Annotated in this window: 11 protein-coding genes; 7 read left to right on the top strand and 4 right to left on the bottom strand. The window is 63.6% G+C overall.

What is annotated here, in order from left to right:
- Positions 1-64: 64 nt before the first annotated feature.
- Positions 65-1,444, bottom strand: a complete 1,380-nt coding sequence (locus I6F20_RS13940) for an LLM class flavin-dependent oxidoreductase (RefSeq protein WP_036021046.1) — start codon at positions 1,442-1,444, stop codon at positions 65-67.
- Between the two features lie 309 nt (positions 1,445-1,753).
- Here I6F20_RS13940 and I6F20_RS13935 point away from each other — a divergent pair, with 309 nt between their 5' ends.
- From I6F20_RS13935 to I6F20_RS13910, 6 genes are all read left to right on the top strand, one after another.
- Positions 1,754-3,151, top strand: a complete 1,398-nt coding sequence (locus I6F20_RS13935) for a M20 family metallopeptidase (protein ID WP_225126586.1) — start codon at positions 1,754-1,756, stop codon at positions 3,149-3,151.
- Positions 3,152-3,238: 87 nt separating this feature from the next.
- On the top strand, positions 3,239-4,150 hold the full coding sequence (locus I6F20_RS13930) for an amino acid ABC transporter substrate-binding protein (RefSeq protein ID WP_225126585.1): 912 nt from the start codon (positions 3,239-3,241) through the stop codon (positions 4,148-4,150).
- Positions 4,151-4,268: 118 nt separating this feature from the next.
- Complete coding sequence (locus tag I6F20_RS13925; protein ID WP_225126584.1) at positions 4,269-5,000, top strand: amino acid ABC transporter permease; 732 nt, start codon at positions 4,269-4,271, stop codon at positions 4,998-5,000.
- Between the two features lie 3 nt (positions 5,001-5,003).
- Positions 5,004-5,696, top strand: coding sequence for an amino acid ABC transporter permease (locus I6F20_RS13920; RefSeq protein ID WP_128266201.1), 693 nt, complete (start codon positions 5,004-5,006; stop codon positions 5,694-5,696).
- A gap of 12 nt (positions 5,697-5,708) precedes the next feature.
- Positions 5,709-6,440: an amino acid ABC transporter ATP-binding protein gene (locus I6F20_RS13915; protein WP_036036333.1), complete on the top strand. Its 732-nt coding sequence runs from the start codon at positions 5,709-5,711 to the stop codon at positions 6,438-6,440.
- Between the two features lie 176 nt (positions 6,441-6,616).
- Complete coding sequence (locus I6F20_RS13910) at positions 6,617-7,477, top strand: D-amino-acid transaminase (protein ID WP_036021055.1); 861 nt, start codon at positions 6,617-6,619, stop codon at positions 7,475-7,477.
- 133 nt (positions 7,478-7,610) lie between these two features.
- Here the strand turns inward: I6F20_RS13910 and I6F20_RS13905 are convergent, their stop codons facing one another.
- Genes I6F20_RS13905 through I6F20_RS13895 form a run of 3 tightly spaced genes read right to left on the bottom strand, consistent with a single transcriptional unit; the run spans position 7,611 to position 10,897 of the window.
- Positions 7,611-8,072 (bottom strand): carboxymuconolactone decarboxylase family protein, encoded by a 462-nt coding sequence (locus tag I6F20_RS13905; RefSeq protein WP_225126583.1) that lies wholly within the window; start codon positions 8,070-8,072, stop codon positions 7,611-7,613.
- A gap of 25 nt (positions 8,073-8,097) precedes the next feature.
- Positions 8,098-9,711, bottom strand: a complete 1,614-nt coding sequence (locus tag I6F20_RS13900) for an MDR family MFS transporter (protein ID WP_225126582.1) — start codon at positions 9,709-9,711, stop codon at positions 8,098-8,100.
- A gap of 4 nt (positions 9,712-9,715) precedes the next feature.
- Positions 9,716-10,897 (bottom strand): HlyD family secretion protein, encoded by a 1,182-nt coding sequence (locus I6F20_RS13895; protein ID WP_225126581.1) that lies wholly within the window; start codon positions 10,895-10,897, stop codon positions 9,716-9,718.
- Between the two features lie 204 nt (positions 10,898-11,101).
- Between I6F20_RS13895 and I6F20_RS13890 the strand changes: the two genes are divergently transcribed.
- A complete protein-coding gene (locus I6F20_RS13890) occupies positions 11,102-12,013 on the top strand; it encodes a LysR family transcriptional regulator (protein ID WP_035997299.1) in 912 nt (303 codons plus the stop codon).
- Positions 12,014-12,172: the final 159 nt, after the last annotated feature.

The raw sequence follows: 12,172 nt of genomic DNA, 5'->3' as shown, positions 1-12,172 counted from the left end.
TTCCTGTGGTTATGGGTCCCCGCCTTCGCGGGGACGACAGCCTGGCTGTGGCGCGATCTTCCGCCTACCCCTTCTTCCCCACGCGATACTCCGCCGCGGGATGCGGCGCGTCGAGGCGCGCGCGGCCCTCGCCGAACAGTTTTTCCCGCAACGTGCCCTTGGCGTACTCGCTCTTGTACCTTCCGCGCCGCGTCAGCTCGGGCACCAGCATGTCGGCGATATCCTCGAAATCGCCGGGCGAGATCGCGAACGCGACGTTGAGGCCGTCGACATCCGTCGCCTCGAACCATGCTTCGATCTTGTCTGCGACCATCTCGGGCGTGCCGACCACGACCGGGCCAGCGCCGCCGATGCCGACATGCTCGATGACGTCGCGCACGGTCCAGACGCGGTCAGGGTCGGCGCGGGTCACGTTGTCCATCGCGCTGCGGCCGGCATCGTTCTGGACGTGGCGCACCTGCTGGTCGAGGTCGTAGCCGGAGAAGTCGACGCCGGTCCATCCCGACATCAGCGCCAGCGCGCCTTCTGGGCTGATGTGGCGGCGGTAGTCGGCGTATTTTTCCTTCGCCTCGGCTTCCGTCCGTCCGAGGATGATCGTCATCATCGAGAACATCAGGATCTCCGCCGGATCGCGGCCGAGTGCGGCCGCCTCCTGCCGGATTGCGGAGACGCGCGGCGCGATCACCTTGGCTGACGGTCCCGACATGAACACGCACTCGGCGTGCCTGGCCGCGAATTGCCGGCCGCGCGGCGAGGTGCCGGCCTGGTACAGCACGGGCGTGCGCTGCGGCGAGGGCTCGCTGAGGTGAATGGTGTTGTTGATGCGGTAGTTCGCGCCCGCATGATTGACGCGATGAACTTTTGCCGGGTCGGTGAAGATGCCGCGCTTGCGGTCGCGCAGCACGGCATCGTCTTCCCAGCTGCCTTCCCAGAGCTTGTAGACGACCTCCATATATTCGTCGGCGATGTCGTAGCGGTCGTCATGGCCGGTCTGCTTGTCCTTGCCGGCACCGCGCGCGGCGCTGTCGAGATAGCCGGTGACGACGTTCCAGCCGATCCGCCCCTCGGTGAGGTGATCGAGCGTCGACATCCGCCGTGCGAACGGATAGGGCGGCTCGAAGGACAGATTGCTGGTGACGCCGAAGCCGAGATTTTGCGTCACCGCCGCCATCGCCGACAGCAGCAGCAGCGGCTCGTTCGACGGCGTCTGCGCTGCATTGCGCAAGGCTGCGTCAGGGCTGTTGCCATACACGTCATAGACGCCAAGCACGTCGGCCAGGAACAGCCCGTCGAAACGGCCGCGCTCCAGCGTCTTGGCGAGATCGATCCAGTAGGACAGGCGGTTATACTCGGCGGTACGGTCGCGCGGATGGGTCCACAGGCCCGGTGATTGGTGTGCGACGCAATTCATCGCAAAGGCGTTGAGCCTGATCTCTTTGGCCATGCTGGTCCCTCGGCGCCCTGTACTGAGCGCTCTTCGAATGATAGATGTGCGCCCCAACTTGGCGAAGTTCTTGCATATAATTGGCCCTTGGCAAGGGCCAAGATAGAAGGCTTGCGCTTGGCAAAGCCAAAGTCAGCGTCGCAGCTGTGCCTGGCAAGCCAGTCTCAAGGAAGCAAGAACGAAATCCCAAGAGGACCACGAGAAGAGACCTACAAGAAGCGAACTACAAGAACTATCCGAGTCCCCGCCACTTTCGAAGGCCAACCCGCCTCAGGTAAGGTCCTTCGTCTCACATCTCGAAAAGCAAGCATGACCAGAGCCGACGCCATCGCCCGCGCCCGTGAGGATTTCAAGTCCGGCGCGTTCCTCGCTGAACTCGACCGCCGCGTCGCCTACAAGACCGAGAGCCAGAATCCGCAGCGCGGCCCCGAGCTGCGCGCCTATCTGGAGCAGGAGATGCAGCCGGCTTTCGCCGCGCTCGATTTTTCCAGCCGCATCGTCGAATCCCCGAGCGGCAAGGCGCCGTTCCTGTTCGCCGAGCATCACGAGAGCGCGTCTGCGCCGACCGTGCTGGTCTACGGCCATGGCGATGTCGTCGACGGCATGGAAGGCGAGTGGCGTGATGGCCGGGATCCCTGGCGCACCAATGCTTCCGGGACGCGCCTCTATGGCCGCGGCACCGCCGACAACAAGGGGCAGCACAGCATCAATATGGCCGCGCTGCGTGCGGTGCGCGAGGCGCGCGGCGGTAAGCTCGGCTTCAACGCCAAGTTCATCATCGAGATGGGCGAGGAGATCGGCTCGCCCGATCTCGGCAAGGTCTGCGATCTCCATCGCGACGCGCTCAAGGCCGACCTGTTCATGGCCTCCGACGGGCCGCGCCTCTCGGCCGATCGGCCGACGCTGTTTCTCGGCTGTCGTGGAGGCATCCGCATCCACCTCGACGTGAACTTGCGCGACGGCGGCCACCATTCCGGCAATTGGGGCGGCGTGCTCGCCAACCCCGCGACCATCCTGGTCAACGCGATCTCTACCCTGGTCGACGGCCACGGCCGTCTGCAGCTCGATGCCTTGAAGCCGCCGCGGCTGACCAACCAGATCCGCTCCTATCTCGCCGACGTCGAGGTGGTGCCGACTGCCGACGAGCCGGCGCTGGCCGAAAATTGGGGCGAGGAGGGGCTTTCGGCTGCTGAACGGCTCTACGCCTGGAACACGCTGGAAGTGCTGGCGATGTCCTCAGGCAATATCGAGAAGCCGGCCAACGCGATCCCCGGCCAGGCCAGTGCCGTGCTGCAACTGCGTTTCGTGGTTGGGACCAAGGTTGAAGGGCTGATCGACGCTGTCCGCGCACATCTGGTCGGACGCGGCTTTCCGATGGTCGAGGTGCGCGCGGCGCAGAGTTTTGCTGCATCGCGCACCGATTTCGACAGTCCGTGGATCAAATGGGCGGCGGATTCGGTGCGAGCGACCACCGGCAAGGCGCCGGCCGTCCTGCCGAATTTCGGCGGTTCGCTGCCCAATGACGTGTTCTCCGAGATCCTGGGACTGCCGACGATCTGGGTGCCGCACTCCTATCCCGGCTGCTCCCAGCATGCGCCCAATGAGCACATCCTGCTGCCATTGACCGAAGAGGCCTTGACGGTGATGGCCGGGCTGTTCTGGGATCTCGGAGAGTTGCCAAAGCCACTGACAGGCCCGTTAACCTGAGCCGACGATCCAGCCGAAAGTTACATTCTAATCCGGCCCGATTTGTGCTTGCATCCGGGCCGCATCATCCGAAAGGGGAAGAAAAACGTGAAACATTTCCGTCACATCGGGCTCGCGCTCGCCGCGACCTTCGTCGTCAGCCAAGCCGGGGCCCAGGAGCTGACCGGCACGCTGAAGAACATCAAGGACACCGGCGCGATCACGCTCGGCTTCCGCGATTCCTCGATCCCGTTCTCCTATCTCGACGACAGCCAGAAGCCCGTCGGGTTCGCGATGGACATCTGCTACAAGATCGTCGAGGCCGTGAAGAAGGAGCTCAAGCTCGACAAGCTCGAGGTCAAGCTCAACCCGGTGACGTCGGCGACGCGTATCCCGCTGATGGCCAACGGCACCATCGACCTCGAATGCGGCTCGACCACCAACAATGCCGAGCGCCAGAAGCAGGTCGCCTTCACCAACACCCACTACCTGACCGCCAGCCGCTATGTCTTCAAGAAGTCGAGCGGCCTGAAGTCGATCGATGACCTCAAGGGCAAGACCGTGGTCTCGACCGCCGGCACCACCAACATCAAGCAGCTCACCGAAGCCAATGTCGCCAAGGGCCTCGGCGCTAACATCATTCCGGCCAAGGATCACGCCGAAGCCTTCCTGATGGTGGAGACCGACCGCGCGGTCGCCTTCGTCATGGACGACATCTTGCTGGCGAGCCTCGTCGCCGGTTCGAAGAACCCGGACGACTACGTTATCTCCAAGGACGCGTTCTCCAAGCCCGAGCCCTACGGCATCATGCTGCGCAAGGACGATCCCGCCTTCAAGAAGGTGGTTGATGCGGCGACCGCCGCGCTCTACACCTCCGGCGAGGCCGAGAAGATCTACAACAAGTGGTTCACCCAGAAGATCCCGCCGAAGGGCCTGAACCTCAACACGCCGATCTCGGCCGAGCTGAAGAACGAGTTCGCCAAGCCGACGGACTCGCCGAACCCGGACGACTACAAGTAAGATAAAACCTCGATTTTTCGATCGGGATCATGTCCGGCCACTCTTGACACCAGGGTGGCCGGACATTTGCATAGGCGCTCAAGACGTCCAATGACGGGCGCGTTCGCGCGGGGGACACGTGAACTACAACTGGAACTGGGGAATCTTCTTCCAGCCGAATCCGATGGGGACCGGCACCTACCTCGACATGCTGCTGTCGGGGCTGGCGCTGACCCTCGAGACCGCGGCGCTGGCCTGGGTGATCGCGCTGATCACAGGCTCGATCGTCGGCGTCATGCGCACGCTGCCGTCGAAGGGCGCCAATTGGTTCGGCTTCGCCTACGTCGAATTCTTCCGCAACATGCCGCTTCTGGTGCAGCTCTTCCTGTGGTTTTTCGTGCTGCCGGAAATTCTGCCGAGGGCGGCCGGGCTGTGGCTGAAGCAATTGCCGAACGCGCCGTTCTGGACGGCCGCGATCGGCGTCGGCTTCTTCATGTCGGCGCGCGTGGCCGTGCAGCTGCAGGCCGGCATCTCCTCGCTGCCGCGCGGGCAGAAGATGGCGGCGACTGCGCTCGGCCTGACCACCGTGCAGGGCTATCGCTACGTGCTGCTGCCGATGGCCTTCCGCATCATCCTGCCGCCGCTGACGTCTGAATTCCTCAACACCATCAAGAACACCGCGGTCGCCATCACCATCGGCCTGCTCGAGCTGACCGGACAGGCGCGCTCGATGCAGGAATTCTCGTTCCAGGTGTTCGAGGCCTTCACGGCCGCGACCATCCTCTATCTCCTCGTCAACGCCGTCGTCGTGACCGCGATGCGCTTCCTCGAGCGCTGGGTCGCGATCCCCGGCTACATCACGGGGAAATAAGCGATGTTCGGCAATCTCGATTTCGACGTCATCCGCCGCGCGCTGCCGTATCTGTTCTACGAGGGCATGACGTTCACGCTGACGCTGACCTTCCTCGCAGCTCTCGGCGGCCTAGTCTTCGGCACGGCGCTCGCCCTGATGCGCCTGTCCGGATTCAAGATTCTGGGCCGCATCGCCGGCATCTATGTCGACTTCATGCGCTCCCTGCCGCTGGTGCTGGTGATCTTCTGGTTCTACTTCCTGGTGCCCTATATCGGGCAGTGGGTGACAGGCGCCTCGCGTCCGATCAGCGTCGGCGCGTTCACGTCCTCGCTCGTCACTTTCATCATGTTCGAGGCGGCATATTTCTCCGAGATCATGCGCGCCGGCATCCAGTCGATCTCGCGCGGCCAGCCGGCCGCGGCCAGCGCGCTGGGGCTGACCTACGCCCAGACCATGCGCTACGTCGTGCTGCCGCAGGCCTTCCGCAATATGCTGCCGGTGCTGATCACGCAGACCATCGTGCTGTTCCAGGACACCTCGCTGGTCTACGTCCTGTCGATCACCGACTTCCTGGGCGCGGCGAGCAAGGTGGCGCAGCGTGACGGCCGCCTGGTCGAAATGTATCTGTTCGCCGCCGTGGTCTACTTCACCATCTCCTGTATCGCGTCCTACGGCGTCCGCCGCCTCCAGGCGCGCATCGCCATCATTCGCTAGGGCTCCCCGCTCATGATCGAAATCAGCCACGTCAACAAATGGTACAGCCCCACCTTCCAGGTGCTGACCGACTGCACCACCAATGTCACCAAGGGCGAGGTCGTCGTGGTCTGCGGCCCCTCCGGCTCGGGCAAGTCGACGCTGATCAAATGCGTCAATGCGCTGGAGCCGTTCCAGAGCGGCGACATCCTGGTCGACGGCACCAAGGTCAACGATCCCAAGACCGATCTGCCGAAGCTGCGCTCGCGCGTCGGCATGGTGTTCCAGCATTTCGAGCTGTTTCCGCACCTTAAGATCATCGACAATCTCTGCCTGGCGCAGGAGAAGGTGCTGGGCAGGGGGCATGACAAGGCGCAGGCCAAGGCCGTGCAGCTGCTCGAGCGCGTCGGCTTGAAGGAGCAGGCGCAGAAATTCCCGGCGCAGCTCTCCGGCGGCCAGCAGCAGCGTGTCGCCATCGCGCGCGCGCTCGCAATGGATCCGATCGTGATGCTGTTCGACGAGCCGACCTCGGCGCTCGATCCGGAAATGGTCAGCGAGGTGCTCGACGTCATGGTCGATCTCGCCCGCGAGGGCATGACCATGATGGTCGTAACCCACGAGATGGGTTTTGCCCGCAAGGTCGCCAACCGCGTCATCTTCATGGACCGCGGCGAGATCGTCGAGGACGCGGCAAAGGACGATTTCTTCGGCAAGCCCCGCAGCGACCGCGCGCAGAAGTTCTTGTCGAAGATTCTGTCGCATTAACTCCTCTGTCATTCCGGGACGCGCCTTGGCGCGGGCCCGGAATCCATAATCACCAGCCGGGGTTATGGATTCCGGGCTCGTCGCTTCGCGCCGCCCCGGAATGACAAATAGAGGGATGATCCGTCCCTCTAACTGGCGTATAAGCGCGCCAAATTCCCCCTCCCAGGAGACCTGCCTTGGACTCGATCGCCTACGTCAACGGCTCATTCGTCCCGCTCTCGGAAGCCAAGATCTCGGTGCTCGATCGCGGCTTCCTGTTCGCCGACGGCATCTACGAGGTCTCGGCCGTGCTCGACGGCAAGCTGGTCGACAATGCTTCGCATCTGGCGCGGCTGGAGCGGTCCGTCGGCGAGATCAAGTTGAAGCTGCCGGAGACCATCGAGCGCATCACCGAGCTGCAGAAGGAGCTGATCGCGCGCAACAAGCTCGTGAACGGCCTCGTCTATCTCCAGGTGACGCGCGGTGCCGACAAGGGGCGCGACTTCCCGTTCCCCAAGGCTGACGTCAGGTCGAGCCTGGTGATGTTCACGTCGGAGAAGGACATCATCAATGCCGCGGTGGCCAAGACCGGCATCAACGTCATCACGGTGCCCGACATCCGCTGGGAGCGCCGCGACATCAAGAGCGTGGCGCTGCTGGCGCAGGTGCTGGCAAAGCAGGCCGCGGCGGAAGCCGGCGCCGGCGAAGCCTGGATGCTGCAGGATGGCTATGTGACCGAAGGCGGCTCGTCCACGGCGTTCATCCTGACCAAGGACGACGTCATCGTCACCCGCCAGAACTCCAACGCGATCCTGCCCGGCTGCACCCGCAAGGCCGTGATTGCGCTTGCCGAGGAGCGCCAGCTGCGCGTCGAGGAACGCTCCTTCACGGTCGCCGAAGCGCTCGCCGCCAAGGAAGCCTTCATCACCAGCGCATCCTCCTTCGTGCAGCCGGTGGTCGCCATCGACGGCAAGACGATCGGCGACGGCAAGCCCGGCCCGATGGCGACGCGCCTGCGCGAGATCTACGTGGACTTCGCCAAGGCGACGGCGGTGTAAGCGGCATAGGCAGCTGTCGTAGGGTGAGCAAAGGCGCGCTTGCGCCGTGCCCACGCCTTCTCACGTTTTTGCTGAAGAATGGTGGGCACGCTTACGCTTTGCCCACCCTACGAGACCGTCCGTTGCCGTCGGTTTAAGCCACTGACGCCTTCACCTTCACCGAATGCACGGCGCGGAATGCGATCGCGATCCTGTTCCAGGCATTGATGGCACCGATCAGCATGGTCAGGTTCACCGTCTCCTCCTCGGAGAACTGCGCGCGGACCTGTTCGTAAGTCTCGTCGGGCGCATGCGTCTCTGAGATCAGCGTCACCGCTTCGGTCCAGGCGAGCGCGGCGCGCTCGCGGTCGGAATAGAGCGGGGATTCGCGCCAGGCATTGAGCAGGTAGATGCGCTGCTCGGTCTCGCCGCGCTTGCGGGCGTCCTCGGTGTGCATGTTGATGCAGAAGGCGCAGCCATTGATCTGCGAGGCCCGGATCTTGACCAACTCGATCAGCGATTTCTCGAGGCCCGTCGACTGGATCTGCGCCTCCAGCGCCATCAGCGCTTTGATCGTATCGGGTGCGGCCTGATAGTAGTTCATGCGGGGCTTCATGGTCGTTCTCCTTTTCGTTGGTTGATCAGTGGGCTCCGCCGGCCGAGACCTGGCCAGGCTTCTTCAGAAAGAATACGGCGATGAGAGCGACGATCAGCGCCATGCCGAGCAGGTAGAACGTGTCGCTGAAGGCGAAGATGAAGGCCTGCTTCTGTACGGTATGGCCGATCGCGACATAGGCGCGATGCGCGGCGTCCGCACGGTCGATAACGCCGTGATTGACGAAATATTGCGTGAGCTGCTCGAGCCGCGTGCGCGTGGCCTCTTCGAACACAGAGACCGACTGCATCAGCACGTTGGAGTGATATTGCTCGCGCTTGGACAGCACGGTTTGCAGCAGCGCGATGCCGACGGCGCCGCCGAGATTGCGCATCATGTTGAACAGGCCGGAGGCCGAGCCCGCATTCTCCGCTTCGATGCCTGCGGTCGCGACCGCCGACAACGGCGCCATCACCAGCGCCTGGCCGATGGCGCGCACGATATTGGGCCACAGCAGCTGGTCGGCGGCATAGTCGTTGGTCATGTTGATGTTCATGAAGTTGGATGCTGCGAACAGAACGAAGCCGACGCCGATGATGATCCGCGCATCGAACTTCTGCATCAGGCGCGGCACCAGCGGGATCAGCACGAGTTGCGGCAGCCCGGTCCAGGCCAGCACCATGCCGATCTGCTCGGCATTGTAGCCCTGAATACGCGCCAGATATTGCGGCAGGATGAACACGGAGCCGTAGAGTGCAATGCCGAGCAGGAAGTTCGCGAGCATGCCGAAGCCGAAATTGCGACGCACGAGCAGACGCAGATTGAGCAGTGGCTTCTTCACCGTGAGCTCGATGATCAGGAATGCCGTCAGCGCAACAGCGGCGATGATCGAGAGCTTGACGATGAACGGCGAGCCGAACCAGTCGTCCTTGTTGCCTTCCTCCAGCACGGTCTGGAGCGCGGACAGGCCGATCGCCATGGTGATGATGCCGGCCCAGTCGCCCTCGCGAAGCAGCGCCAGCTTCATCGGCTTGGGCTCGAGCGCGTACCAGAGCATGCCGACCATCATCGCGCCGGGAACCAGGTTGACGTAGAAGATGTATTGCCAGCCGAAATTCTCGGTGAGATAGCCGCCGATGGTCGGGCCGATCGCCGGCGCGAAAGTCGCCGACAGCGCGAACAGCGCAAGGCCGACCGGCTGCTTGGCGCGCGGCAGCAGCATGATGATCAGCGTGAAGGCCATCGGGATCAGCACGCCGCCGGTGAAGCCCTGGATGGCACGCAGCACGATCATCTGCGACAGATCCTGCGCCAGTGCGCAGGCCGCGGACAGAACCAGGAACAGGATCGCGTTGGTGAGGAGATAGATGCGGATCGAGAACACCTGCGCGAGCCAGCCCGACAGCGGGATGACCACGATCTCGGCGATCAAATAGGAGGTCGAGATCCAGCCGCCGTCGTCGATGCCGGCGCCGATCGCGCCCTGAATGTCCGCGAGCGAGGCGTTGACGATCTGGATGTTCAGAACCGCCATAAAGGCGCCGAGCGTGGCGCCGATCACCGCGATCCAGGTCTTTGTCGACACCGCCGGCGCGGCGGATGCTACGGGGGCGGGAAGATTGGCGGAGGTGGCGTTGAGGGCCGGTTGGAGCGTGCCCATGGCTTCAACCCCCATTCGCGCGGGGCGTATTGTCGGCAAGGCGCTTGGCCGTCTCGCGCTCGGCCAGCACCGCCTGTTTGGTGTCGACGGTCGGCACCGCGGACATGCCGGGCCGCAGCAAGCCGGTGAGGCTGTGGTCGTCGAGGACGATCTTCACCGGAACGCGCTGCACGATCTCGGTGAAATTGCCGGTGGCGTTGTCGGGCGGCAGCAGCGCGAATTCGAGCCCGCTCGCCGGCGACAGGCTGTCGACATGGCCGCGCAGGCTGATGTTGCGGAAGCTGTCGACGTGCAGCTCGACCGGCTGGCCCGGCCGCACATGCGTGAGCTGGGTCTCCTTGAAATTGGCGACGACGTAGACGGCGTCGAGCGGCACCACCGCCATCAATTGCGTGCCGGCCTGCACGTATTGGCCGACACGCAAGCTGCGGGCGCCGACCGTGCCGTCCACCGGCGCGGTGATCTCGGTATAGGACAGGTTCAGCGCCGCCTGCTGCGCGACCGCGCGGGCGCGTTCGAGCTGGGCGGTGGCCTGGGCGCGCTGGGTGGTGAGCACGTCGACCTTGCGCTGCGCGGCGACGAGGCCGGACTTGGCATGCTGCAATTGCGCGCTGCTGGCGCGCAGCGCCGCGTCGGTCTGCTGCGCGCGCTGGATCGTGCCGGAGCCCGACTTCATGAGGTCGTCGTAGCGGGCGCGCTCCTCCTGAGCGAATTTCAGATTGGCTTCTGCAGCGGCGACGTCGGCGGTGCTCTGTTCAATGATCGGCTGCTGCAGTTCGAGCTGGGCGTCGATGTTGCGGACCGAGGCTTCGCCGGCAGCGACGTCGGCTTTCGCCTGGTCGAGCGCCGCCTTGAAATCGCGGTCGTCGATCTTGGCCAGCAGCTGGCCCGCCCGAACCTTCTCATTGTCGCCGACCAGCACCTTGGCGATGTAGCCGGAGACTTTCGGCGCGACGATCGTGGAGTCCGCCTTCACATAGGCGTCGTCGGTGGATTCGAGGTAGCGGCCGTTGGTCCAGTAATCGTGTCCGTAGTAGGCCATGGTCGCAGTGCCTGCGAGCAGCGCGAGCGCCAAGGCCGCGCGCCGGACCCTGTTCCGGGCCGGCATAGCGGGCGGCGCCTTGGCGTAATCGCGCGTGATTTCAGTGGCTTGCTGGAAGGTCTCGGTGCGGGGCATTTCGGACATTGCAGTCTCCTGTCGGCTCGCTGAGACTATCGGTCTTGCTGGCCCGGATGATAATTGGCTAGATTCTGGAAGGATTATCCATTCAAGGTGGATAATCTGAGCGGTCACCCTGGTTCGTGATGTCTACCGGGTCAGGCGAGCGGCTACGCCAGCGCGATTGCCGCGCGATTGCTGCTGAGGCGCACATCCCAGTCAAGGAAAGCCATGGATCGATTGACCAGCCTCGAAGTGTTCAGCCGGGTGGTCGAGACCGGCGGCTTCTCCGCAGCAGCCCGCAAGCTCAACATGTCGACCACCATGGTGAGCAATCACGTGCAGGCATTGGAAGACCGGCTCGGGGTGCGGCTGCTTCACCGCACCACGCGCAAGGTCAATCTGACCGAGATCGGGAAGGCCTATTACGACCGCTGCGTGCAGATTCTCGCCGACATCGAACAGGCCGACGACATCGCGAGCGAATTGCAGTCGGTGCCGCGCGGCACGCTGCGCATTCACGTCGCCACGCACATGGTGCCGTTCGTCGCGCCGATTGCGGCCAAACTGCTGTCGACCTATCCGGAGCTCAAGATCGATCTGCGCATGGGCGAGGCCGAGGTCGACCTCATCGAAGAAGGCTATGACGTTGCCCTGCGCATGACACAGCCACCGGATTCAAGCCTGATCGTGCGCAGCCTTGCCACCTGGCGCCACGTGCTGTGCTGCTCCCACGATTACATCGAGAAGCACGGCCGGGTGCAGAAGCTCGACGAGCTCACCGGGCACAATTGTGGTCGGCACTTGAACTATCCGTTCGGCGACGAATGGCGCTTCCTCGATCGCAAGGGCACGCCGGCCTCGGTGCGCGTCTCCGGCAGCTTCGTCACCAATAGCGGAGAAGCGCTGCGCGAGGTCGCGCTGGAGGGCGCCGCAATCTGCCTGATGGCGGGGTTCCTCATTCAGGATGATCTCGAAGCTGGCCGCCTCGTGCGCCTGTTGCCGGAATATCGGACGGTCGAGCTCTCCATGAACGCGGTCTATCCGCATCGTCATCATCTGTCGGCGAAAGTGAGGACCTTCATCGACCTGCTCGTGCACCACAGCGCCGAGCAGCAGAAGCTGATCAACCCGTATTCATGAGACCTTTCACCGCCGGCTCCACGTGCGGCAGAAAGCGTGTTGACAACGCCGAGTTGCCTGCAACAATACAACCTGAGATATGAATGATGTATTTGGGACCGAGGCATTCGGTTCGATTCTTTTTTGATACGACGTTTCGTCCAGGCCAGCTTTCTAGCT

The sequence above is a fragment of the Bradyrhizobium sp. IC3123 genome (genome assembly GCF_020193625.1).
Taxonomy (GTDB): Bacteria; Pseudomonadota; Alphaproteobacteria; order Rhizobiales; family Xanthobacteraceae; genus Bradyrhizobium; species Bradyrhizobium yuanmingense.
Note: the sequence above shows the minus strand (reverse complement) of the source record. Positions and strands in the feature narration are given on the sequence as shown.

Coding starts and splice junctions, on each gene's coding strand:
- I6F20_RS13940 (WP_036021046.1), bottom strand. CDS start 1,444: ATGGCCAAAGAGATCAGGCTCAACGCCTTTGCGATGAATTGCGTCGCA.
- I6F20_RS13935 (WP_225126586.1), top strand. CDS start 1,754: ATGACCAGAGCCGACGCCATCGCCCGCGCCCGTGAGGATTTCAAGTCC.
- I6F20_RS13920 (WP_128266201.1), top strand. CDS start 5,004: ATGTTCGGCAATCTCGATTTCGACGTCATCCGCCGCGCGCTGCCGTAT.
- I6F20_RS13915 (WP_036036333.1), top strand. CDS start 5,709: ATGATCGAAATCAGCCACGTCAACAAATGGTACAGCCCCACCTTCCAG.
- I6F20_RS13905 (WP_225126583.1), bottom strand. CDS start 8,072: ATGAAGCCCCGCATGAACTACTATCAGGCCGCACCCGATACGATCAAA.
- I6F20_RS13900 (WP_225126582.1), bottom strand. CDS start 9,711: ATGGGCACGCTCCAACCGGCCCTCAACGCCACCTCCGCCAATCTTCCC.
- I6F20_RS13895 (WP_225126581.1), bottom strand. CDS start 10,897: ATGTCCGAAATGCCCCGCACCGAGACCTTCCAGCAAGCCACTGAAATC.
- I6F20_RS13890 (WP_035997299.1), top strand. CDS start 11,102: ATGGATCGATTGACCAGCCTCGAAGTGTTCAGCCGGGTGGTCGAGACC.